The sequence below is a fragment of the Microbulbifer sp. MI-G genome, assembly GCF_030440425.1.
In the GTDB taxonomy this organism is placed as follows: Bacteria; Pseudomonadota; Gammaproteobacteria; order Pseudomonadales; family Cellvibrionaceae; genus Microbulbifer; species Microbulbifer spongiae.
This window is the reverse complement of sequence record NZ_CP098023.1, coordinates 3,394,413-3,419,928: the sequence shown is the minus strand read 5'-3', so window position 1 is coordinate 3,419,928 and position 25,516 is coordinate 3,394,413. Positions and strand designations below refer to the sequence as shown.

18 protein-coding genes are annotated in these 25,516 nt (G+C 44.3%); 6 read left to right on the top strand and 12 right to left on the bottom strand.

Translation table 11 applies throughout. The features are described 5' to 3' along the window. Positions 1-3 precede the first annotated feature (3 nt). The 9 genes from M8T91_RS14245 to M8T91_RS14210 form a co-directional block, all read right to left on the bottom strand. A complete protein-coding gene (locus M8T91_RS14245; protein WP_301414829.1) occupies positions 4-786 on the bottom strand; it encodes an enoyl-CoA hydratase/isomerase family protein in 783 nt (260 codons plus the stop codon). Between the two features lie 583 nt (positions 787-1,369). Continuing rightward, entirely contained in the window at positions 1,370-2,248 is an 879-nt protein-coding gene (locus M8T91_RS14240; RefSeq protein ID WP_301414828.1) for an SDR family NAD(P)-dependent oxidoreductase, read from the bottom strand. Between the two features lie 12 nt (positions 2,249-2,260). Then, the gene (locus M8T91_RS14235) at positions 2,261-3,658 is read right to left on the bottom strand and encodes a cytochrome P450 (RefSeq protein ID WP_301414827.1); all 1,398 of its coding nucleotides are present in this window, start codon (positions 3,656-3,658) and stop codon (positions 2,261-2,263) included. 33 nt (positions 3,659-3,691) lie between these two features. Beyond that, entirely contained in the window at positions 3,692-4,462 is a 771-nt protein-coding gene (locus M8T91_RS14230; protein ID WP_301414826.1) for a glucose 1-dehydrogenase, read from the bottom strand. A 179-nt stretch (positions 4,463-4,641) separates the two neighbouring features. Further along, a complete protein-coding gene (locus M8T91_RS14225) occupies positions 4,642-6,978 on the bottom strand; it encodes a TonB-dependent receptor (RefSeq protein WP_301414825.1) in 2,337 nt (778 codons plus the stop codon). 939 nt (positions 6,979-7,917) lie between these two features. Continuing rightward, positions 7,918-9,072 (bottom strand): lipid-transfer protein, encoded by a 1,155-nt coding sequence (locus tag M8T91_RS14220; RefSeq protein ID WP_301414824.1) that lies wholly within the window; start codon positions 9,070-9,072, stop codon positions 7,918-7,920. Beyond that, a complete protein-coding gene (locus M8T91_RS18975) occupies positions 9,065-9,481 on the bottom strand; it encodes a Zn-ribbon domain-containing OB-fold protein (RefSeq protein WP_367317777.1) in 417 nt (138 codons plus the stop codon). The genes M8T91_RS14220 and M8T91_RS18975 overlap by 8 nt, the downstream gene beginning before the upstream one ends. Before the next feature lie 36 nt (positions 9,482-9,517). After that, positions 9,518-10,801, bottom strand: a complete 1,284-nt coding sequence (locus M8T91_RS14215; protein WP_301414823.1) for an ISKra4 family transposase — start codon at positions 10,799-10,801, stop codon at positions 9,518-9,520. A 61-nt stretch (positions 10,802-10,862) separates the two neighbouring features. Next, the gene (locus M8T91_RS14210; protein WP_301414822.1) at positions 10,863-13,343 is read right to left on the bottom strand and encodes a CaiB/BaiF CoA transferase family protein; all 2,481 of its coding nucleotides are present in this window, start codon (positions 13,341-13,343) and stop codon (positions 10,863-10,865) included. Between the two features lie 275 nt (positions 13,344-13,618). On the opposite strand from M8T91_RS14210, the gene M8T91_RS14205 reads away from it, so the two are divergent. The 6 genes from M8T91_RS14205 to M8T91_RS14180 all read left to right on the top strand — a co-directional run bounded on the left by M8T91_RS14205 (position 13,619) and on the right by M8T91_RS14180 (position 22,416). After that, positions 13,619-14,299, top strand: a complete 681-nt coding sequence (locus tag M8T91_RS14205) for a hypothetical protein (RefSeq protein WP_301414821.1) — start codon at positions 13,619-13,621, stop codon at positions 14,297-14,299. Positions 14,300-14,765: 466 nt separating this feature from the next. Next, positions 14,766-17,795 (top strand): TonB-dependent receptor, encoded by a 3,030-nt coding sequence (locus M8T91_RS14200; RefSeq protein ID WP_301414820.1) that lies wholly within the window; start codon positions 14,766-14,768, stop codon positions 17,793-17,795. Between the two features lie 207 nt (positions 17,796-18,002). Then, positions 18,003-18,497 carry a PraA/PraB family alkane oxidation protein activator gene (locus tag M8T91_RS14195; protein WP_301414819.1) on the top strand — a complete coding sequence of 165 codons (495 nt, stop codon included), beginning with the start codon at positions 18,003-18,005 and terminating at the stop codon, positions 18,495-18,497. Between the two features lie 619 nt (positions 18,498-19,116). Continuing rightward, on the top strand, positions 19,117-19,440 hold the full coding sequence (locus M8T91_RS14190; protein WP_301414818.1) for a hypothetical protein: 324 nt from the start codon (positions 19,117-19,119) through the stop codon (positions 19,438-19,440). 94 nt (positions 19,441-19,534) lie between these two features. Next, positions 19,535-20,962, top strand: coding sequence for a CoA transferase (locus M8T91_RS14185; protein WP_301414817.1), 1,428 nt, complete (start codon positions 19,535-19,537; stop codon positions 20,960-20,962). 83 nt (positions 20,963-21,045) lie between these two features. Then, positions 21,046-22,416 carry an amidohydrolase family protein gene (locus M8T91_RS14180; RefSeq protein ID WP_301414816.1) on the top strand — a complete coding sequence of 457 codons (1,371 nt, stop codon included), beginning with the start codon at positions 21,046-21,048 and terminating at the stop codon, positions 22,414-22,416. A 278-nt stretch (positions 22,417-22,694) separates the two neighbouring features. On the opposite strand, the gene M8T91_RS14175 is transcribed toward M8T91_RS14180, so the two are convergent. The 3 genes from M8T91_RS14175 to M8T91_RS14165 all read right to left on the bottom strand — a co-directional run bounded on the left by M8T91_RS14175 (position 22,695) and on the right by M8T91_RS14165 (position 25,304). Then, positions 22,695-23,591, bottom strand: a complete 897-nt coding sequence (locus M8T91_RS14175) for an enoyl-CoA hydratase/isomerase family protein (protein WP_301414815.1) — start codon at positions 23,589-23,591, stop codon at positions 22,695-22,697. A gap of 38 nt (positions 23,592-23,629) precedes the next feature. Continuing rightward, entirely contained in the window at positions 23,630-24,610 is a 981-nt protein-coding gene (locus M8T91_RS14170; protein ID WP_301414814.1) for a Rieske 2Fe-2S domain-containing protein, read from the bottom strand. A gap of 79 nt (positions 24,611-24,689) precedes the next feature. After that, positions 24,690-25,304 (bottom strand): TetR/AcrR family transcriptional regulator, encoded by a 615-nt coding sequence (locus M8T91_RS14165; RefSeq protein ID WP_301414813.1) that lies wholly within the window; start codon positions 25,302-25,304, stop codon positions 24,690-24,692. Positions 25,305-25,516 lie beyond the last annotated feature (212 nt).

Below are 25,516 nucleotides of genomic sequence, written 5' to 3'. Positions count from 1 at the left end.
GCATTAATAATCGGCGAATGTTATTGGATGTTTTTCAAAAAATGCGGCAACTGCGTTCTTAAAGTCGTAACTGTCTGTGGTTTTATTTTGGAATTTTGCCTCTATATCAAAGGCTTCTGGCAAATCAGCCATGATAATGTGACGCAATAATTTTTTAGAGTATTTTTGAGCCAATGGAGAACCCTTTGCAATTTGTTCAGCCCAGGATTGTGTCTCCGTCAAGAGTGTATTTGCAGGCACTACTTTATTAGCAATACCAAGGTACAAACATTGTTCTGCAGACAATTTTTTAGAGCAGATAATTGCCTCCATTGCTCTCTTGTAACCTAAGGTGTTAAGCAAATGCCAACTGACTCCCCCATCGGGTATAAGGCCAATGGCAGCAAAAGCTTGATAGAGATATGCATTATCCGCCATCACACAAAGATCACAAGCCATTGCCAATCCGGTTGCTATACCTGCACAGGCGCCGTTAATAGCTGAAATATACAGCTTGTCAGAATTCCTGATAGCCATCAAAAAGGGCTTGTATTCTTTCAGAAGCTCCTCCTCAATTGTATTGTAATGTGATAAAACATCCTTTAAATCAGCACCTGATGAAAAACATCTTCCCCTGCCAGAAATAATTATATTCCGTACGATACTATCAGAATCTGCCTGCTCAATCGCTTGTGATAGCTCAGACTTGAGAGTGGAATTAAACGCATTTAAGCTTTTGGGTCGGTTCATGATAATACAGGCAGTTCTATTTTTTATGCTGTATTCAATCGTTTTAAATTGGTTCATTTTTTCTCTTTATATGATATTCTGTTTATATCTTTACTAAATATCAAAGATAAGTAATAAGATATAAATCTGCAATACAACACTTTGATATGTTAGTCCATGCAAGTAATATCTCACCGCATTTTTTCAGTATCTTACAAATACAATTACGTGTATTCTGTATTGTATTAATTTCTATTTCATTGGTTCGCTGTAAATTTTGTAAATTATATCCAGAAAATATAATGAACAGAGTTATGAGTAAGATAAATAACTTTACTGATCACGTGTTAGTTGGACTGAATTTATACATCCCTCATCTTTCTTATAATAGCGTGTACATAGTTTACTGTTTTATAGGTGTATCAATGTCTAAACTAGCATTATTCATAGGATTTGCTTTACTAACATTTCTGGAGTGTATGAATCAATAAACATAACTCTCAAGCTCAAAAGTATTATAGGTAAATCAATAATCGAAAAATTGGAAAATATGTTGATCCATCTTATGGTTATTATTCATACAACACTATATACGATCAATTTAAATTCATGATTCTATTTTAAATTACATCATTGGCACTATGGTATCAACAATAGATTTTCATTTAATCATTATCTCGGGAGCATTTATCGGATTACCAAGGAGCTTTGCATAACTTTCTGGCTGCTGTCCATCAATATCAACTATCCCCATTTTTTTAGCCAATGTAGTGTTCCACCAGGATGCTCCTGTATACGTCATGGCGGTGTTGGATCTGTCTACTGCATCTATAATTCGACCTGTAAATTCAGAGGATTCCATACCTGATTTAAATACTTCGTATTCAGCTGGCAACTGATTATTTTCAATGGCTGGTTGTAATCTCTCTGTACGCACAATTCCTGGCCATAAAGCAAAAGCAGCTACATTGTATTCGCGTAATTCCTTGGCTATATCGTACATCATTTTATCTTTTGCTGCTTTCCCCAAGCCGTAGATAACCGAATGAATATAAGCGCGTGCTGCTGGCGATGATACAGTGACCATCAAACCACTTTGAGCTTTGACCATATGTGGCGCAGCGTGATAACAGGCAAGATAGTGTGCACGCAGTCCGACATTTATCATGGCGTTCCAGTGTTGTTCTACGGGTCTTTGCCAGAAAGGCTTCCATACTGATAAATCATCAGGAACCTGATAGACACAATTAACCAGAATATCCAATTGTCCTTGTTCATCCATCACCCGCTCCAGTAATTGTGCGATCTGTTTATCATCATTGTGATCACATTTAACAGGGATAACTTGTCCACCCCGTTCTTTTATCTCTGCCACAGTCGTTGAGAGTGTGCCAGGTAGACTTGAAGTCTGGTTTTCAGATTCAGAACGCCCGGTAATATATACTATGGTATCATCACCAGATAAAGCCAGTGCGGTGCCTTTACCAATTCCGCGAGTGGCACCTGTTACCAAAACAATACGGTTTTTTGTCTTACTCATATCGATTCCGGTTTAATTTATTCCATACTTAATTTTGTTCCTAATTCCTTTCACCTTTACTTTAAAACCACGCTCTGGGCCCGGTGTCGGTGCAACTTTTATTTTCAGAGCATAGTCAAAAGGATCCAACTGGAGATCCAGCCGGTAAAATAGTCGTGCCATTGAGAGCACCATTTGAACCTCGGCAAGCGATCGCCCCAGGCAAGTATGTGGTCCACGGCCATAGGGAGAAAATGCGTTGGCTTGCAAGTGTTCTCCACGACCTTTATTGTAACGCTCAACATCAAACTTTTCTGGTTCTGGGTAAAACTCTTCCATAAGATGAGGAACTGTGATTCCCATATACAGCAATTCACCTTCTTTGATTTCATAACCAGCAAAATTAAAATCGATATTGGCTGCGCGCATGGCTGCTGCTGTTACCGGGTACATACGCAGACTTTCCATAATAGCCCCGGAGAGCGTTGGCAGTTCTTTTAAGCATGAAGTATCCAGATTTGGATTTGCAAATACAGCATCCACTTCCTGCTGAACTTTTTGATACACATCCGGATGTTTCAGTACAAGATAAATTAGGTTTGCTGTTGTATTGGCAACTGTATCAAGCCCTGCAACATAAGGTCCGGTTAGTGTCAAAATAAGATCGCTCTCTGGAATCAGGTCACTGTTACGCTCATGTTCCTCCATAATGTCATCAATCAGATTTTTTTCCTGATTGGCTTTTTTTCCCTTATTGACGTAGTAATCTTTTATCATCGACTCACCCAATTCATGCACACGTTTAAAAGCCCGTCTATATCTCGGTGCGTATAATAATATGCGTGGGCGTTGACGAGTTACCAGAACATTCAGTATCGTTTTGATAGTAATTCGGATATCTTCAACATAATTTAATGGTACACGACCTGTAAGAAATAGACCCAATTGACCCGTTACCAGGCGCTGCATAGACGAAACTACGGGAACAGAGTGTCCAACCTGCCAGTCCAGCTTTAGCATATCATCGGTTGCTTGTAAAAACTGATCAAATTTACCGATCAGTATTTTTCGTGAATACCCTTCTCTCATCACCGCACGAAGTCTAGCGTGTATTTCACCACTTTCAGCAGTTAATTGATACTTTGCCTGATATGCATCCTTCATCTGCTGCCAGAATTCCTTTGAGCGTAACTTTTTTTTTCCCTCTTTGGATCCCATAAATTCTACAGCTTCTGGGCCTGCCAATACTTTATAGGTTTTATTGAGCACTTTAACTCTGAAAATAGGCCCGTGCTCTCGGTAGCATTTATAAAAAAAAGGCCCTGGACCTCCGTTTTTGGCCATTTGTAGTGTATTGCCAACAATGGGTAATCCTTTCACTAAAGGTGGTTCACTATTTGAAACATATAGTCTCATAGAGCTGTCTGTCATCACTAGTTACTCTTTCAGGTTATGGCAATCAATTTAAGAACATGGCATGTCTGGATCACGTAAACCGGCAAGCCAGCCGCCATCAGCAATAAACTCCGATCCGGTTGAATAGCTGGCTTCATCTGTAGCGAGAAATAAACTAACATAAGCAATTTCCAGAGGTTGCCCGACTCGTGGTATTGGGTGTTTTGCGTAATAGGTCCTGTTCATATCCTTTTCACTGGTTCTGTCAGCACCACCCATTTTGGTATAGATACCACCGGGATGTACGCTGTTAACACGTATACCGTACTGCCCCAGTTCTATAGCTGCACTTTTCGTTAATCCACGTACCGCCCATTTAGATGATGAGTAAGCTCCAAGACCTGCTGAAGAATGCAATCCATCGACTGAAGAAACATTGATAATCGAACCTATGCCTGCCGCTTTCATCGGTTCAATTGCACTACGAATACCCATGAAGGTTCCCAATTGGTTGACTTCTATAATCCGCATGTACTCCTCAGGCGAGGTATCAATAATAGAAGACATGTGTAAAATTGCGGCATTATTAACAAGAACATTATAGGTTCCCAGTGTCTGGGCCTTAGTAACAGCAGCCGTCCAATCTTCCTCTATACTGACATCCATATATTGGAAAACAGTCATCTCACCCAGCTCCTCAGCAAGGGCCTGTCCAAGCTGTTCGTCTATATCGGCAATAACCACCTTGGCACCATGCTCAACAAACAGGCGCACAGTCGCTTCCCCGATACCACTTGCACCACCTGTAACGATGGCTGTTTTCCCAGTGAGCCTTTTCATATCTCTGTCCTATCCAATTTATGAAAATTTGATGAAGAATTACTTTATGTCTTTTACTGTATCAATTTTCAAATGAAGTATTTCTAATGTCAGATTTACCCGAGCATAAGGAAATCAGTAATCTCATCATTCAATCAACTCATTGTTATACAAACTTTAGGAGTTTGCAGCACTCAATTTTAATAAGCGTAAGAAACTGTCATACCAAAAGTTTTTGGATCACCAAAAATGACCAGTTCATTCTGACCGAAAGGCACTGCAGTACCACTAAAGTTGGTTATTAGATATTCTTTATCGGCTAGATTTTTACCCCAAAAGGTGAGCTTGCTCTCGTGTTTGTCCAAGTGGTTCATGCTTAAGGATATGGCGGCATCAATAACTCCGTAAGAATCCATTGCCACACTATCGGCACTATTGACTGAACTGTGTCTCTCTCCTCCCTGATAGTTATAACCTAGAAATGCATCAAGTTTCCACCGGCCAAATCCTAAAGCGTAATCGAAGGAAAAAGTACCTGATTTTTCAGGTGCATAAGGTAATCCATCAATTAAAGTAGTGTCGGGAAGCCCAGATAATCGCAAGATATCACCTCCCAAATCACTATGCAGTAAACCCAGGCTCAGGGATGCCCTGAGATTTTCAACTAACGCTATCTGTAAATCCAATTCAATGCCATTAATTTCAACGCCATTGATGCCAATAAAATCTCTTTCAGCACTTGATGTGCCTGTTTGAACGCTGGTCTGATAATTATCAACATCCATTTTAAATACAGCAACGTTGAGTCTCACTCGATTATCCAAAAATTCGCCTTTAAAACCTAATTCATAAGCGAGAGTTTCTTCCGGAACGAAACCTGAAGTATATAAAGCCAAATTCGATGAGCGAGTAGACGTTCCACCCGATTTATATCCGGAGACCACTTTCCCATAAATGCTGCTATCCTTATCGATATCGTAGGTAATTGTTAAAGAAGGATCAAAATTACTAAAGTCGCGATCATAGAGCGCGCCAAAGGGTGCACTTGCTGCAAAACTAGGAGAATTCGGGTTGAATCGAAATGCCTGGCGACTATCTTTGGCGTAGCGTGCACCTAAAGTGTAGGACCAATAGCTGTCATTTGGTACAAAGGTTAACTGGCCAAAAACAGCAAGAGATTCATTTTTAGAATCGGTGAATTCATATGCCCTGGCTGTATTAAAAGAGATACCAACTAAATCCGAGTATGCCCTATCCGAGTAAAAGTAAGCTCCGGCAACATATTCGATAAAGTTTGTAGAACCAATAAATTGGAATTCTTGTGTCTTTTGTTGAAAATTCAGCGTACGCCTCCCTTGTGAGGTTGCGCCAAGGGGTCCTGCAGCAACAAGAAATGTACCTGCTGGTAGCCCAAATGCCGGCTCGGCCAGGGCAATCCCGATCCCGCTTCTTACAGATGGAGCACTATCATGAAAGAAGCTGTTATTTACCTCTCGATAACCTGTGATCGATTTAATAATTAAATACTCAGAGATATTCCAAGTTAAGGTAAGATTATGGCCATTTATTTCTAACAGATTATCCTGTAGCGGCCTTACTGCTGTGACCCTGTCCAAGCGATCAGCTTGCGCCGGTATATCATGTTCTGCTATGCCGACAACATTGACTAGAATATTCGGTGGTAGGGAACTGCTTAAAAACTGAGAAAGAATCGGTCCAACCAGCACGGTGCTGAGGTCACCACCTGCAATCACTTGTTCATATCGGCTGGTATCTTTTACGTCAGACGTATCGTAAGCGTAATCGAGCCTTAAGTTCTCGATGAGATCACCACTGATGTCAACCCTATAGGCTTCACGATCTTCAGCACCATAATCAAGAGGATCCCCTATGGCTTCAACAGTTCCATCCCGTTTTGATATTAATGCTGAAAGTTTAAGGGCTGCAGTTTCACCAAGTGGAAAATTAATATTTGTTCTTGACTTGAAATGGCCCAGATTACCGCCTGTCAAGGCCTGCTTAAAGCCAAATTCTCCTAACACAGGTTTGGCAACAATTAAGTTCACTGCCCCGCCCGTTGAGTTACGCCCATACAAGCTTCCCTGTGGTCCTCGCAGGATCTCGACTCTCTGAAGATCAACGACTTCTAAGCCAGAACCAATTGAAGAGCCAACGTAAACACCGTCGATATACAGTGCCACCGCAGGGTCCTGAGTTATCTGTGCATCTAATTGGCCGAGTCCACGGATTATTAATCTAGCAGTATTGTTATCAGATGGGAAAGGAGATACCGATAAGTTCGGGATACTGGCGCCAAGATCATCAAGCTCATCAATTCCACGTTTCTCGAGCGATACTTGTTCAAACGCAGTAATAGAAATAGGAACCTTTTGTAAGGATTCTGACCTTCGCTCAGAGGTAACTGTTATTTCTTCAAGAACAAGTCCTTCGCCATAAACAGGATCAACTACAAGAAATACTACTGGTGTCAAACTTTTCAGTAATAGATAATATAACTGTCTTGGTTTAATTTTCATACTTGTTATCCCTGTCTATTATTGTTAAAAGTTTAATGTATGCGTGAATTTTCTTTCAACATCAGAGCATTTGTAAGTCTGTCATTTTTTCTAAATAGGAGGTGTCAAAATTTCCGTAAATAATAAAATTAATATTTTCAGGTATAAGTGTTTTCTGATAAAGCACGGTGCAAGCTCCTACAGCGGAAATAATAAATATAATATAAATTTATCATCGTTATTCCCGCCTGTATTCTGTTATTACAAGTGAGTTTTTCTTTATAAAGAAGAGCCGTTCTCACCCCTGTTTCTTCTGCAAAATTTAAGGGATATTGCCTTATCGATGATTTGTACGCAGTTACTATTATCCCTGTTATCTGGTCAGTTTATTTGGCTGCTTTATAGTACACAGGATTTAACTATTTTCAGGTAATAAATCATGTGATATTGCTTTTCAACGAATGATGTCGCTATTTATGATGTTCTCGATTGTTCGAAATAGAAACCATCGACGATGGATTGCTCTCTTCCTGATAAATAAAAGGATTGCCGTTGCTGTTCTGTTATTCATTTCTTTCTTGATAGGCAGGCCTATTTATGTTTTATCATGTTTAGTTAACTGATATTTCTAGAAACGCTTATGAGTATTGGCGATGACTGACTCACGGATTGTTATTATGCAATATGAAGGATTCGAGCTGTTACCCATTTATTGGATTGATGAAGGACATTTTAAAATCTGTCTGTTTTTCTGGACTGGATCTGAAATATGAATAGCCATAACATGGCTGATATAATAATTTGAAATGTGGTCATTGGAGTATCAGACAATAGTTCATTATCTAATAAAATTAGAGAAACCAATAACCGAATTGACAATACAGTTTATCTAAACTATCAAGCAGAGTGTACATCCTATACCGCTGTTTGAGAATATTAATGATGACAGTGTTACACATTTCATGATAGGTTTAGAACCAGCCCACTCATACCTGATGATACCAGTACATGCTCCACATTTTTCACTTGATTAACTGCGCTCCCACGCAACTGTCTCACCCCCTCAATAATATTATTAACGCCGTGTATGTATGCTTCTCCAATAAGGCCGCCATTTGGATTCACCGGAATCCGTCCGTCCAAGGCGATATTTCCCTCTTTGACAAAATATTTACCTTGTCCATAATCACAAAAACCAAGAGCTTCAAGTTGCATTAGCACTATCGGTGTAAAATGGTCATAGAGCATCGCCACCTGGAAATCCTCTGGAGTCAGCCCCGATTGCCGATAGAGTTCTTTTCCCAAAAATCGAGCTTCTTTAAATATCGATAACTCACCATGATAATAATTAGTGACAACTTCAACACCAAATGGTACCACTTGAGTAGCGGCCTTTATTTGCACCGGTGCTTGCTTAAGATCACGAGCAATATCACTATTGGTTATGACCATTGCAACTCCGCCATCACTCTCTTGGCAGCAGTCGAGTAGACGCAGAGTTGGCTCTATAATCCACCTTGAGGCTTGGTGTTCATCCAGGGTAATGGGTTTTTGATAAAACCAGGCTGCGGGATTCGTTGCTGCATGCTTTCTCATAGCAACGGAAACATGTCCAAGGTCAGCATTACTGACCTCATATACATCCATGTAACGCTGTAAATTCATTGCCATCCAATTGGCCGGAGACAGCGCTCCAAATGGCATACTCCAGGTGATGAAGTCAGAACCTGAACCCTGTCTGCCTGGTACCAATTGTGCTTGACCAAAGCGTTGTCCAGAGCGTTCATTCATGGCACGCCAAACAACCACCATATCAGCCAATCCTGCAGTCACGACCGCCGCTGCATGAGACACGACACCACAGGCTCCACCCCCACCGTGCGGCACTCTGGAGGAAAAACGCAAGTTTTCAATACCAAGAGACCGCACAAGATCAATGTCTTCACTATTGTCCAGCGTAAACGTACTCATACCATCGACATCCGATGGCGAAACACCGGCATCGTCAAGCGCCTGTTTGATACATTCACAGGCGAGTTGCAGTTCGCTTCTCCCAGAGTTTTTTGAAAACTCTGTTTGCCCGATACCCACAATTGCAGCATTCAGTTTAGACATGGGTATTCTCAGGGTTCGCTTGGATCGGGCGAAATTGGTGAATAGTCTTGCCGCCAACTGTTTGTACAAAACAGATTTCAAGATCCATTCCAGGCCTTAAATTTCTGGTATCGCACTCAACCAGGTTGCTTAATAGACGCACCCCGCAGGCTAAATCCACCAGAGCAGTGATCAATGGATATTCAAACATCGGGATTTTCGGGTGACGAGGTAAACACCAACAATATAATACCGCCTTACCGTCTACCGAGACATGCTTGTGCTTGAGACTATAGCATTGTGGACACATCGGACGTGGTGGATGCAAAAAAATTTGACATTGAGCACATTGCTGAATCTGTAACTCATTGCGGTTCAGTGCATCCCAAAAGAATTGGTTTTCAGGGCTCGACACCGGATCTGGTCGCATCATTTTAATGGGCGTCCATTTTGCTGAACATTGATTTCAAGGTATTCCAATGGGAATCACTGAACCCATAATATTTCTCCATAGCTGCTCCCATCGTCCTTTTGTTTGGGTAAGTGTCCTTACTCTTAGTACAGCACAGGCGCTGTCGTACTTCCATCGCATACCGGAATTACATAATCGCCGTTTTATCAAAGTGTTACAGGCAGCTTCTGTCACTCCTGAAGCTATTGGCCAGCCGTTTTTAACAGCCTGAGGGTATCGCATAAGCATATGGTTGCTTTTCAGAAAATTGATTGTCTGAGAATGCTTTTCAGTAAGCGATGCTGTTTTACTCGGTAGATCAGCTGATACTAAATAACTTAACAGTCTACGGGCTGCGCCTTTCTTATGTTTCAATCGGTGCAGCCAGTCTTCCATCCATATCCTCCGCTGTGTTTCATTCTTGGGAAACAAGACTTGGGAAGCATTTGATACATGTTCGGTTAAATGGCAGAAATCGAGAATCTGAAAAGGAGTATGTCTTTTTAGAAACACCAGATTATCGTGGGCACTATCTGTAACACCAATATAATTAACTCCAGGATATTGTACCTTGACGTTTTCAATTTCTTTTTTAAGCTGTTTTAGAAAGGTGGCTTTGTCATTGTCAGGGCTTGACGCCGTGTATATAATATGTAGGCGATTTCCGGGTTTATCATACAGACTGATTGTGCCGCAAGTTGCTTCACGCCATCCATCATCGCATGGTAACAAGCAAGTACCATCTAAGCTGATTGAGATTGACGATACAGGTGCATTCAATTTTGGTAGTTCATACTCAGCGTCCCTATAGGTTTTGGCGAGTGAACCAACCTCATCGGACAATCGTTTGATGTAAGAGCGTGCCAGCTTGCGGTTATGGTTGAGTTCAAGGTCTTCTTCAACAACTGGGGCAGCCATTTTGCTATATTTCCAGGCAACCATTTTGGCCAGCTTCGGTGTTGCTGCACCTATTATTCCGCCGTTAAAATCAAGCGGTGAGAAGGTAGGGCCGCCGCCACTCCCTTGATAAACTTTTCTGTCTAATGAGACAGGCCCATAGGGCGTTTCATAGCGTTTAGTTACCTGGTGCTTGTAGGTAAGCTTACGCCCATTGACAATGATTGGCTCATGGCCTGGTTTCTCATAATGTGCCAGAATCTCCGCTGTGCCCAGTCTGCCCGCCTCATTAAGTGCTTTTTGAAGACTGTCTTCACTGGCAAGCAGATTGCCTTTCTGGATAGATACTTCTATCTGAATGGTTATGGTATGGCCTTTACAAGAAAGTTGGGCTGTATTCATAATTGGTGGCTGTTTTTTTCTTAGAAGGCACCTACTTTATTATACTTTGATATAAAAAAAATCAGCTCGTTGGGGTTTCCAATGGATACCTATAAGAGGACTCATCTGCGACTATTTGTTGCTCAAACAGCTTTGCCTGCCTGGCTTCGTCATAACCTAATTCACTGAGGATTGCTCGGGTTTGTTTGCCGACGATCAACGGTCCGCTTTTCGCCAATGCAGGTGTTGCAGAAAAATCATAGGGTACACCGACTTGGCCGATTGTACCAACTACCGGGTGTGGAAAAGAGGACAGCCAGTTGCGATCCAGTAAAAAGGAATCACTTTGCCACATATCACGGCTAAATTTGCTATTGGCCACCTCGCAGGGAATCCCTACACCGTCAAGCCGATTAAACCACTCAGCAGCACTGTGGGCCTGAAAATGCTCCATTAGCAATTCTGTCAGTGCGTGATCATTGTCACTGCGCGCTGAGGCACTATTGAAACGCTCATCGTATCTCAACTCAGGCGTTCTAAGCAGCTCGAATAATTTATCCCAATGTTGATTTTCACTGAGTGCTATGCAAATGTAATCATCCAGAGTTTTGTATAAACGGTATCCCGCACTGAAACCCAACGCATCTCGTGACATATGGGGCCGCTGCACAGCACCGCCATCTTCTTTGGCCAGGATATGAGAAGTATTAAAGAGGTGGGCATTAACAATGGATGTATCCACAAATTGCCCTCTACCGGTTTTCTCCCTCTCCAGCAAGGCTTGAATAATTGCATTGGCCGCCAGATAACCGTTGCCCGTATCGCCTAGTGTCGTTAGGCTCCAATAGGGACGCCCACCGTCACCACAGGCACCATCTTCCCATTGCACTCCAGCTAATGCTGAACCAGTTTGATCGTTACCCGGCAGTTTTTCTCTGCGGCTTTTTTCAAACCCTCTGGTGTGGCAATAGATTAACTCGGGATGACTTTCTCGCAAGGAGGCGTAATCCAAACCTTTGCTTTCAACCGCTTTATAGCGCATATTGTGAATAACAACATCGGCTTTGGAAATTAACTGTTTGATGATCTCCACACCCTGTGGATCTCGCATATTGATGGCGATACTGTCTTTGCCACGGTTAGCTGACATTGCGATTGCATTGGAATGCCAATACCAATCGTATGTTGCATTCACTTTGATAACGCGCGCGCCTAGATCAGATAATAACTGCGCTCCGAATGGACCTGCAATCGCAAGTCCCAAATCAATCACGGTAACACCTTCAAGTGGCTGCTTTAATAATGCACTACCAAACTGGTCACTTGTGCGTATATGTCCTGCAGACTCTTGCCTTACTTCATCAGTATGCTCACCAGAAACTGCATAGCCCTGCTTTACATGCGCTTTATGATTTTCCAGGGAATAAAGGCTGCCAACCTGATGTGTAGTACCATATTTAGGATCGTCAACTTTGGCGACACAGCCATCCTGTAAAAACAACTCATCACTTAAAGCTTCTTCAGGAGTGCGAATTTTCTGGATACATTGTCCCGCTACCTCACCGGCCGCCACCCACTCGTCGGCTGTAAATTTCTTAAACGCCTCAGTCAACTGCGGATAGTAGTGGTCAAGTACCAGCATATCGTCCATTGCCGGCATGATACGATCCGGATCGTCGCGCGATGACATATCCGGTGCTGGGTTCAATGTGTTACCACGGGAAGCACCAAGCACAAACCTTGGGTTTGGCACCCAGTTGATTATCCAGCGACCATCGGCACATTCAAAATTGCCCCGTGGTGAGCGGCTGTCATTGATCCAGGTTGAAAAATGCGGTGCATGAGGGAATTCTCCATAGCTGTAGGCAAGTGTTCCAGCGGTCAGTGCCCCCTGCATCAAACTGGTTTCAACCCACTGGCCAAGGCCCGTTTTCTGGCGCACCAGCAGGGCTGCATTAATGCTGGTCATAGCAGCGTAAGCAGCGCCCAGACTAGGCCAATAGGTACCTGTAAAAAGGGGACCATCGCGGTCCTCATGACGAGGGCCAACTACGCTATCTGGTGTGAAATGAATATCGGCGAAGGGTACTTCACCCCCTTTCACATGGTACTGTGCACCAACGCGGCCACGTTGTTCATAGTGCAGACCAAGCTTGGCGGAAACCAGCGCATCCACGGCTGGGCGATCCGAATAAGGGGTATCTCGTCCGTAGCCAGTGATAGAACAGACAATCAATGCTGGGTTGATCCGTTGCAGGCTTTCAAAATCAACCCCCAATTTTTTGGCGACACCGGGTGAATAACTTTCGACCAGGATATCTGCACTCCTAACCAATTGGTAAAACAGATCAAGTTCAGCAGAATCTTTCAAGTCATAACAGGCGCAGCGCTTACCTCTTTGCCAAACATGGTATCCGAGCTGTGTATCTCGATTGGGATCGCCCGCAGGCCCTTCGATTTTGATCACCTCCGCGCCACTTTCCGATAAAACCATTGTGGCCATCGGGCCAGCAATGCCCCGCGATAAGTCAAGAATTTTAATTTTATCGAGTACTCCAGCCATACTCTGTTCCTGATATCCCTATTTGTTGTTTTATACGTCTTTTGACAACCATATCACTTTTCGTATATTTTTTGCAACTATTTTACGATTGATATCACTTTTTTTGCTAAAATGTTATATGATCGTATCAATACCTCTAAATTAATACAAAATAAAACGGCGGACAGTCACAAAAGAAAGGCCAGACCCACAGATAAAAACTTAGATCCCTTCAGGTTTTAGGGCGTTCTCTCAGATTAATACAATAAAACAGTCAACAACTGTCTGATACTGCAATGACCACAGCCCAAATTCCTTGTACCAGGCACTCCATAGCCAACCAGATTGAGGAGCCTGCCCTGAAAGGCAAACTGATTGCCAGTACGGACGGTTTTACGAGAGTTTTGCATAGAGACCCTTATGAGGGTCCAGGCTCTACATGCATACCGTTTGATGCTGATGGCATAAATATGCGTTCGGCAATGCCAAAAAAGACAAGAATGCTGGCTGGGAAATATAGCAACCTGGTCGCACCAATTATTGAGCAAGGCATGGAACTCAATCATAACCGAAAGCTGGCCTGCTCATACAGAAAGGGCTTGCCAGTTAATGATTCCCCTGTCAAATCCTATGGGATACTGAGTATAAGTTTCCCAGACTGGATGTGTCTGTATCGTCAATCTCTGTCAGTTCCAGTAAAACCTGCATGCCACCCTGCATTGGTGGATGGTGAAAGGCAATATACAGCACATTCGGCTTGGTCCATGTCCCCAGATATTGATTGCATACCAGTTACATGGCGTCAACCCCTGGATGTGGCAAAGCCAGTTTTTTTGATCAGTTTGAACTGGATATTGAAAAGCTCAAAGTATCGTGTCCAGGCGCTGATGATATTGGTAGCGCAGATAATACTCATGAGAATAGGTGTTTTCTCAAACAGTATACCTATCTTCAAATTCACAATTTTATCCACTTGAAAGATTAGTAACTTTACTCAATAAAGAGAGTGGTGGGGGCAGCTATGGATAAATATTATGGGCACACCGATTTCCATCGGTATGTTCTTAATGGTGTATCCACTAAAAGGAGTACTCTATCCGTCGTTGTTCCCCATGATTGGAGTTTTCTTTAGAAAAATCAGATTATTACAACACCAAGTATTTTTTACAGTTTCAATAGTTTGTCTTGAATTCAATACTATATCAATGCATGGCAGTAAATTCTGAATGCCTCCTATTTGGGGAGGATTGCGATAAAAGAATGAGGAAAATGCCAATATTTCAAAGAAAAAGAATAACAATCTCAGTACGGAATTGCCATGGAACGGTAATTGAGTGAATTTTTGTTCCCAGATATGGTGTCTTATCAGAGGGAGGACCTCTCTGGATCCTGACTGGGAATAAAAACTAATGACAACATATATAATGATAAGGATAAGTCACGATGCGAAACTTACACAATCCAAAAAAACTGATTATTCAAGCAATTTGTGAGATGGGGATAAGTAAGCCTATTACACTTATCTGGTATGGCCTAACCGGTTGTTACCTTGTATTGAGCACTACCGCGGTCAATGCGCAGAGTAATGAAAAAGTAAGCAGTGAACAACTGCACATGGAAGAGGTAATCGTCACTTCGCAGAGAATAGAAGAAAACATTCAAAATGTTCCTATTGCAGTTACCGCTATTTCCGAGGAAGCGCTAAGAGACTTGAAAATTGAACGTGGTGACGAATTATTACGAGCGGCACCTAATGTCACCTTCTCCAAAGGCAACTTTAACAGGTACAACCTTTCCATCCGTGGTATAGGCTCTAAAGCCCTGTCCGCCAGCTCTGATCCGGGGGTTGCGGTGAGCTTTAACAATACACCTCTGCTGCGTGATCGCCTGCACGAGCAAGAGTATTTCGATGTGGAGCGGGTGGAGGTATTGCGTGGCCCACAGGGCACGTTATATGGTAGAAACGCCACAGGCGGTGTGGTGAATATGTTGCCACGTTTGCCCACACAGGAATTCGAAGCTGATATTAAGTCAGAGGTTGGAAGCTACAATACCAGACGAATGAGCGGCATGTTGAATTTACCTTTGAGTGATACCTTGGCGGCGCGGGTATCTGGGGCCATGACTAAACGGGATGGCTATGACTACAACACCGCTACCAATAACGATGTCAACAACCGTGACCTCTATTCCACACGCCTGATGCTTGACTGGTCACCCAGTGCAAAATTCAATGCAAACTTGATTTGGCAACACTTTGAAGAGGATGACCAGCGTTCCCGTACCGGTAAACAGCTTTGTACACCGGACCCAGGGCCTGGCCAGATCGATGATAGAGAGATCTCTGAGGATTATGCGTTACATTTTACCCAAGGCTGTAAGCCGATTTCTTTATATGATGAGAAATCCTATGGTGCGCCCAATGGATTCACCCTTGCCAATTTTGCTTACCTTCAGGCATGGTTTCAAGCTTATCCCGCAGGATACGATGCGGACGGTAATCCAGTTCTTGTTTTTAAACCAGATAATCCCTATAAGGATATTAACCAGTCACGGGATCTGCGTAAAATTGCCACCAATTATGACCCGATGTTTAACGCTGAAAACGATGTGGTACAACTGAATTTTGAAGTGGCTCTGACAGACAGTTTGACTTTCTTTGCGCAGTCTACTTATATTAAAGACGATTATTATAGTTTTCAAGATTATAGCCGATTTCAGTCCAATGCCATTTTTAACGATACCTCTGGGTTGTTTGATGAGAGGGGCGAACCTCTAAAAGACACGCAAGGATTAACACCGGGTGGTGTCTTTATGGACCCCCAGCTCGGTGCCACCACCGGGTTGACGGCAGTTGAAGTGTACGAATCGGATAGTACCCAGTGGGCTCACGAGCTGCGCCTGCAGTCTGCTTTCGATGGTCCTATCAATTTTTCCGCAGGTATTAACTACCTGGATTTTGAATCTTTGGAGGGCTACTTTCTATTTAATAATACCTATAGTCTACTGGCTGAAGTTATCTTTGAATCCCTGTATACACCGTGTAATGACGAAAATAAGAATGAGTGTTTCTATTCTGATTTAAACAGTATTGAAAATGTAGATGGGGAAGGGCACAATTATTTCTACGGCCCGAACCCGGTTGAGACTCGTTCCTCTGCTGCCTTTGGGGAACTCTATTGGGACCTTTCCGACGATGTAAAGCTCACCACGGGACTGCGTTATACAAGGGATCACAAGATAACCACGCCTATACCTCCTCAGATATTGTTAGGAGCGAGTATAAATTCGGAAGGTGAACTGGAAACTGGAGAGGCGACAGGTGGCAGTATTCGTCGTGGCTTCGATCCCCTACCGGATGTCGTACAGAAATGGAATGAGTTTACTGGCCGCATAGTTCTGGACTGGCAAGCGCGGAACGCTTTTACCGATGAGACGATGTTTTATGTTTCCTATGCACGTGGTTATAAAGCAGGGGGCACAAATCCCCCGGAATTGGGTGTTGATCCCTCCGTGGTGCAAGTTCCTGATTTGGCGGATACTTTTGAACCGGAATTTGTAAATGCTATGGAATTCGGTAGCAAGAATACCTTGCTAGGTGGCAATATGACATTCAATACTACTGCGTTTTTTTACGATTATAAAGACTATCAGGTTTCTAAGATCGTGGAACGCAGTACCCTGAATGAAAACTTCGATACCCGGACCTTTGGTTTAGAATTAGAAGCTGTTTGGCTGGCGACCTCAAATACCCGCTTTAATGCAAACCTAGGTTACCTTAAAACTCGTATCGGTGATAACGAAAAATCTGTCGACGTTCTGAATCGTACCCAGGGTAATGAGGATTGGACCTTACTACGCCCCAATTTTCAAGTCGGTACAAGTTGTATTGCACCAACTGAATTGGTAAATACAATTCTCGATTCTGCTTTTTTCCCCAGTTTTGGTCACTTTATGCTGTGGTCTGCTTGCCCTGGCACATTGCGTTGGGGTGATTTTGACCCTGAAACAGACGTGGGTATTCCTTTTGATGCTTTGATTGACTACGTATACAGACCGCTTACCGACGCCCCCAATGGCGGTCGGGGATTTGATGTGAATCTGGGGGGCAACGAACTGCCCAATTCACCCAACTATACCTTCAATTTTGGTGTAGAGCATATTATTGGGATACAGGACTGGGACTTAAGGCTGCGCGCCGATTACTACTATCAGGGAGAGAGTTATGCGCGTGTCTATAACACAGAATACGACCGTTTGAAAGCCTGGGATAATCTGAATATCTCGGCAACGCTCACCCAGCCTAACTGGGACTTTCAGGTAGAACTATATGTCAAAAATGTTTTTGACGATGCACCCATTATCGATGCCTTCACCAACGCCGATGATACAGGGCTCAGTACCAATGTGTTTACTTTGGATCCCAGGATTGTAGGCTTAAGTGTATATAAGGCCTTTGGTAATCAGTTTTAATGCTTGTACATTATGCCGGCACCTGTATCTTATAATGGTCCGGTCTAATTACCAATGGGCTTATTTTGTAATCGTGGAGGGTTGGCTTGAGTTACCCCACGAGTTTGGGCTTGGATTCTGAATTTACGCTCTTTTGTTCGTGCATTATTAAACAGGGAGTGTGATGCTGTGCCGTAGTATTTTACTTAACTAATAAGGAAAAAAACTATGATTTTAAAAAAAATATGCACCGCAGTATGTCTCTTTGTTATTGTCAGTGGTTTTGCCGGCCAGGTACATGCGGAGACCTGGTTTCCCAATGGCGCCGTTGCCATGGCCAGTATTGATGGCCTAGAGGTATCCAAAGGGGCATTGGGTTTGACTTGCAATCTCATGGGTGCAGTTGACTTAGATGGTGAGAATGCCTCTGTTGGTGCTTTAGAGGTTTCAGGAGGCCCCTTTAATCTTTGTGGCGTTAGTGCACAATTTGAGAACCTGCCCTACAACATGGAAGGGAATGCAGATGGGACGGTGACCATACAAAATATCTATGTTGATGGTGCAACCGGTGACTGCGCTGGCGATTTAACCGGCACTTTTGATCAATCCACTGGTATACTGACCTTCGACAACGCAGCACTTCCAGGTGTTCCCTCTGGGGCATCCTGTGTATTGTCTGGTCAAGTGAGCACTAACCCCCAGGCTTCTTATACCAATCCATGATCAGGACATCAATAAGTCACTGCTTCTGGCGGTGAGACTTGACACGGCTTTACCATTCAGTTGTGCAGAACAGAAATATGGCCTCCCATGTACGGGCAGAATTTATTGGGAAGTCATAAGAGAGACTGGTAAAGCCGCGTTCACCTCAAGCATCATTGCCGGGATCACACAGTATGAATGCTGAAATATCAGGACAAGGGGATTTTGGGACATCATGCAGAGCAATCAGAGTCATCTTCTGTAATCTTTGCGGTCAATCAGGGGTTGTGCTGACGAAGGATATGCCTTACAGGCGCCTATCCAGGTGATATTGATGCACTGTACAAAGATACGTGTGTTCCGTAGGGTAGGGTCCCCTACAGGCGAACTGGCGATTCGGGTACTTGTGCCTATTGTGAGTCAAGCAAACTTCACTGGCGGGGGTCTCTAGGCCGGAAGCCACCATGTTTGTACATTTGGCTTGCGTAAGCAGGTGGTTCGGTATTCTAAAGAGCATTAAACACGTGATCAGTTCGGTCAGGAGCTGATGAGATTGACAGGGCTGCCACAGTACCTACTGAAGGGGTTTTCACCATACCACCTGCTCTGCGGGTGGTTGTTGATTTTGGAGCGTTGGGAAATGATCGAATTAAAACCGGGTATCCGTTTGAAAAGCGCTGTTTGCGATACACAAATCATGGTAGTGAAAGGAAAGGGCGCACATGATCTTCGTTGTGGAGGGGTTGCCATGCAAGCGTTTAATGCAACGGGCCCTGATGTTGCCCAACTCGTTTCTGACTCCGGGTTTGCCGCCGGAACACTGATGGGTAAAAGATATGTCAATGGTGATGGCAGTATAGAAGCTCTTTGTACCAAGCCGGGATTGGGTAGCCTATCATTGGGGCCGAAACGGGAGAGCGCACTTCAAATAAAACAGACCGAAGCGCTGCCGGCCTCTGACTGATAACTCCCGACGCATCAGATGTGAACGTTCCACTTGTCAGCGGACATGACCATGGCACGCTCGCTTAGAACACCAGGACTACTCTGCCCCAATAATGCAATTTTTTCCTGCTAATATTTCGATTGATCAGTTTCTATCCGGCGTGTGTGGAGCTTACTCAAATAAACTGATGGCCGATTTGGGCATCAAAGTTCACCCGGTATCCAACTTACAGGTAAGTCACCCCGTAGACGATTGGTTAGCGAGTGGCTTACTTCACTCCAGAAATGGTGCTATAGCCGACAAGCTTTGTCCGGTTCCTTTAGCCAGTTGCGCCATCGCTGCCATGAAATGCTTTTGTGCCTTGTCAGATCTGCAGATCCCGGATGTGGAACAGGGAGCAAAAATGCTCGGCTGTCGCTCATTAATCACTGGATTCATCCCAATGGGTACACAATCCGCCGGGAAAAGCTGCCATTTGATATCGTCTCTGGATGGTCAAATTGCGCTCAACCTTGCTCGCCCACAGGACTGGGAATCGCTACCGGCATTATTTGCCACTGAAGCACCTGTTTGCGATTGGGAATCCGTTCGCCACCACTCCAGGCAGCTGCCCACAAAACAACTGCTAGATTCTGGCCGCTTACTTGGCCTGGCGATTGCCGATGCACTCGCATCAGATTCCAGTACACCAAGCTGGTTCCGCATACCCTTTTCTGTTCACAATACGCAAGAGGCACTTCGCCAAACCCCTTTGAAACCATCACCTGTAATTATAGATTTGTCCTCTTTATGGGCGGGGCCCCTGTGTTCATACCTATGGCAGCAAGCTGGTGCCCATATTATCAAGGTGGAAAGCACCGGACGTCCCGATGGCGCAAGACAGGGAAATCTTGAATTTTATCAGCTGATTAACCAGGGCAAGCAATCCGTAAGTCTGGCACTTGATACCCGGCAGGGACAGAAACAACTGGAGAACCTGATCCGGCAAGCGGATATTGTCATAGAGGGCTCCAGACCCAGAGCATTACGACAAATGGGCATCCACGCCGAAGCATTATTGGCAAGCAACCCGGGCTTAACTTGGCTTAGCATCAGCGCCTATGGTCGAGGGAAATCTGCACAAAACTGGCCAGGCTATGGTGACGAAACGGCTGTAGCTGCCGGTCTCAGTCGTATTCTTTACCAAGTTTGCGGGACGTGGCGTTTTTGTGGGGATGCAATCGCCGACCCACTCACAGGGCTACACGCGGCTCTGGCAGGCTGGACAGCTTGGCGATCAGGGGGCGGAAAACTCATTGAGCTGTCCCTGTACGATGTAGTACGACACTGTATTGCAGTCACCGCACCGCAAGATAACGATTATTCCCGTCGCTATCGGGAATGGGAGCAGTATTTACTGCAAATTCCGGCCCGCCCCGCAATAAAAAAGCTCACAATACAGTGTAGTACCGCTAAACTGGGACAGCACAATCACCTATACCTGCAGCCTGAATCAACCTTGGTGAAGAATTTTTGTGATTCTAATTTAGCCGCAAGATGAAGACCTCTGCGCTGATTATCGACAATGTTAATTGTTACTCAAAAAATGACATAGTGAATCAGGCTCGCTGTGCGGTCCATATTGTGGATAACAAAATTTCGGCTATTACCCCGCCCTTCCCTGAAGTTTGGGGGATCAAAACAATCGATGCCAGGGGAGCAACTTTAATACCTGGTCTACATGATCATCATATCCACCTAAGCGCTTACGCAAGTTCCCTGGGCTCACTGCACTGCGGTGCGCCAGTCTTAGAAACCAGGCGACAACTTATTGACCATCTCGCTCACTATGAAAAGCAACATCCTGGCGAGTGGCTGAGAGGCTATGCCTATCACCCCTATCTTATCGGCGATATTGATCGCGACTGGCTGGATCAACATATTCCTGATAACCCGGTAAGAATACAGCACCGCAGTGGTCGTTTGTGGATACTCAATAGTTTGGCGTTGCGCCAACTCGGACTGATAGAGCAAACGAAAGCGGCTTTGCCGCCGACCATACCAAAGGGTGCCGAGATCATTCAAGGCCGTTATACAGGCCGGTTATATGAAGAAGATGCGTGGCTGAGCACACAACTTGGTCAAAAAATGCCGGGTCTTAGGCGTGCCAGCGATACCCTTGCCAGCTTCGGTGTAACGGGAATTACGGATTGCAGTCCTAGAAACTCAACTAAAGAATTTGACTACTTTCAGCATGCGCAGGATACTGGTATGTTGCGTCAATCAGTGCGCATGATGGGGTGCAGTAATTTAAATCAGGCCGTCGATAACCCACGTTTGCAAACAGCCGAATTAAAGATACATCTGCTGGAAAGCAGGCTGCCGGATTTCGATGACATTTGCCAACAGGTCCGGATCTGCAGGCAGCAAAACCGCAGGGTTGCAATCCACTGTGTTTCACGAACTGAGTTGGTGTTTGCACTTGCTATATTGGGCGAATGCGGTGTATTGACAGGAGACCGCTTGGAGCATGCGGGGGTTGCTCCCCCTGAACTTATGCATCGGATCACTGCGTTGAACTTAGCTGTCGTCACACAACCTCACTTTCTCTGGGAGCAAGGAGACCGCTATCTTGCAGAGGTTGAGCGTGAAGATCGACCCTGGCTGTATCTTGGACAGAGTTTTTTAAGGGCAGGTGTACCGCTGGCAGCAGGTTCCGATGCACCTTTTGGCAGTGCCGATCCCTGGGTCTCAATGAATTCAGCAGTGCGACGGCAAAGCCGTAGCGGGCTTGTAATGGGCTCACAAGATCGATTAACACCTGAACAGGCGCTTGATCTGTTTATCAGCTGTGCGCAATTTCCCGGGCGACGTTACCGGCAAATAGAGATAGGGGAGCAGGCTGATTTGTGTTTACTCGATGCGCCCTGGCAGATTGTACGTAACGATCTAAATAGTAGACACTGTCGCCTGACTGTTAGTAACGGCCAGATCATTTATCAAAAAGACAGATAAGCATGTGCATCAAGCTCAGCAGCAGAAAAGCATCAATTCCTACAGGTATTCTGCCGAAGTTTCTTGTCGGGTTTCACCGTCTACCTTATAGAATGCTTGTGTATTATTTTCCCCGGATGGTTTTGCAGAGATATTGGTTTGTTCAGATTTCACCCATGCTGGCAAGGTATTGAAAATCTCTTTCGCCCAGATACTAATTCATAGGCCTCAAACTCTATATCGAAGTCAATTCCAGCAGATCAATACAACAGATTCAGCTTGCATTACACTGACTGTATTCAATCAACAATCGCGTCAATCAAGCCCCATTCAAGCGCTGTTTTTGCATTTATCTTTTTACCTGAAAGCACCAATAAAGCCGTACGGTGACGACCTATTCTGCGCGCAATGCTAATACAACCACCAGCGCCTGGCATTAAGCCAAAGCAATATTCCGGCAGTTGAAAAAAAGTTTTTCGGTTTGCCGTTAAATAAAACGAAAATGCGGGCAATTCAATCCCTGAACCAATGCATGCTCCATGCAGGTGGCAGTGAATTCGAGGGCTATGCCGAGCAAACAGATACGCCGGGTTGGTTTTGCAACGAATGCCATGGGCTGCTGCCGGATCGGGCGCCAAGCCAAATTCTTTTAACTCACCACCGATACTGAAACATTTGCCGAGTGCAGAAATTTTCAATTGAGTAATCGACGTATCCACTTCTAACAAGGTTAGCACCTCTAACAAGGCATTGCGCATTTCAATCGTCAGCGCATTATGGAATTCGGGGCGGTTGAATCGGGCGTAAACGATATCCTCCCTGCGTTCCAGCAAAATGGGTTCACCATTAGTACCGGAAATGTGTTGAGGGGGATCAGGTCTTCCAGCGAGCCAATTCTGGTAATCGCGCCCGGATTGCAATGTCGAATAGGCCAGGGACTCAATCAGTAAGCCTTGCTCAACCGATATGTTCTCCGTTACACGTAATACCTGTACCAGTTGCAGTGCAGGTATTGGGGCTTGGTTGATTCTGTCGGCTATTTTTTGTGCAGAAGGAAAGTCGGTGACGATAACATCGGTGTTTCGCAATTGCATTTGTGTGCAGTTTTGGTCCCGCTCAGAAACAGCGATAACGGGCTCTGTCTGCCGACTCAGCCAATCCTCACAGGTGGGTACCTCGTTGGCGGTAACAATCACGGCAGACTATTGCGCTTGGGATTAATTATCAGCAGCTTCTAGGCATCAACATAAAATTGTTGACTAAATTTTCTCCACAATTGAATGGGGCCATCACCGTCACATAACAATGGTTCTGGCCGGTATTTCTTATTATTCCAGACAAGCATATCAACTGACTCAAAGCCCGCGGAATCTTTCCCTTCAGCTTCTCCAATAGAGTGTTGGTATAAGGTCTCGGCCACGTTACGCTCTTTTGAACCTTCAGGATAATCTTTAAAAGTAAAGTGCATTCGCGTCCGTGTCAGTTCAGGATTTACCGGCAAACCGGTAGAAAACATCAGCATGGAAACACCCTGTTGATTATGACGAAGCTCCTGAATGCCTGCGCCATGACATTTTCCAACAATGTATCCACCACCGATATCAAAGTTAAAATTGTGTCCATCTATCGATGCTTCTACCGGTGGAATGACAGGCGATCCATGCAAAAACTTTAGGTGCGCATTATCAACACTGTTCTCACCGATTTCCTGCAAGCATGTCCCTATATCCCATTGACCGTGTCTTACCGGAATATAGCCCTCAGATTCAAGTTCTGGAATAGTCGGAACTTCAAAGGTGGGTTCCTCCCCCTTTGGGTGATACCATACAAATATCAGATCATAGCGTTCCTGAGTAGGCAGGGAACGCAATATTGGCTTTTTCTTTGCAATGCCTGGCATTACCTTGCCATAGGGAATTTTTTTACACCAGCCCTGATGATCATATTCCCAATGATGAAAAGGGCAGCGTATATTGTTGCCGACCACTTTACCACCATGTCCTAAATGCGCTCCAAGGTGTGGGCAAATGGGGTCAGTTACGCCCACCGAACCATCTTCACCACGAAACATAACCCACTGCTGATCAAATGCTTCGACGTTTTGAATGTCACCCACTGCCAGGTTTTCCGATAATTCTATAACATACCACCCGTATGGAATCGGAAATGGGCAACGCTCGAGTTCAGTAGAGGTTTGTACAATCTGGTCTTTCATAGTATTCACCTATTGTTGATTTAGTGTTGTGAAGTGCGATCAGGGATTTGGATCGCCATAAAAAACGCTATTGTCTAAACTACACGTAAAGCTCTATCGATGAGTCAATTTTTTCGAGTAATGCATCAATCAAAAAATTCCCAGTATTTTTCGCTATGATCTGGTTTGAAGAATCATTATTTGAAATTTTTCTACGCCTTTGTCTTTGAGCTTCTAATTCTAATTCTGTAACCGCTGCTCCAATGGATGCCTGGCAAACGGCCACATAAATCTGTGCGGCCATCTCTGATGACATGCCTGAGTTGAGAATTTCCTGGGTAAAATCAGATTTGAGCTTTTGACTGGTTTCAACACCAAAGCCGCCCTCCATTAACTGGCTGATTACCTTGGGCTGCCTGATCATTGCCTGACATAAAGACTGATAAAAATCCCGTATGTACTCTCTACGGTGACGCCCACGGCGCTTGGGTAAAGAGAGATTGGCCAATAGCTGGCCTACTACCAACTGCTGCAGTTCATCTTTATTGGCCACGTACTTATAGAGTGTCGCGATACCAACACCCAACTCGTCAGCCACCTGTTTCATAGTGATTTTATCGCCACCCAGGCACAAGGCGGCATCAATGATTTTCTGTCGGCTAATACTTCTTGGCCGACCCACCGAATTGGAGGATTGCTTCTTTTCTGTTTGCATCTTCTGATAATATCGAATGTATTTCGGAAATACAATCTAAAATAACAAACAATTATTCGAAAACCGACAAAGTCTATGTATAAAAAACTTTGATATACAGCAGTGACAATTAAGATTCTCACACATGAGTATGAACCTCAGGTAAGAGGGATTAAATGGGATGGCGACCTAAAGCCACTATTACGCTAAACCCGCTATATTGGCCCGGATTC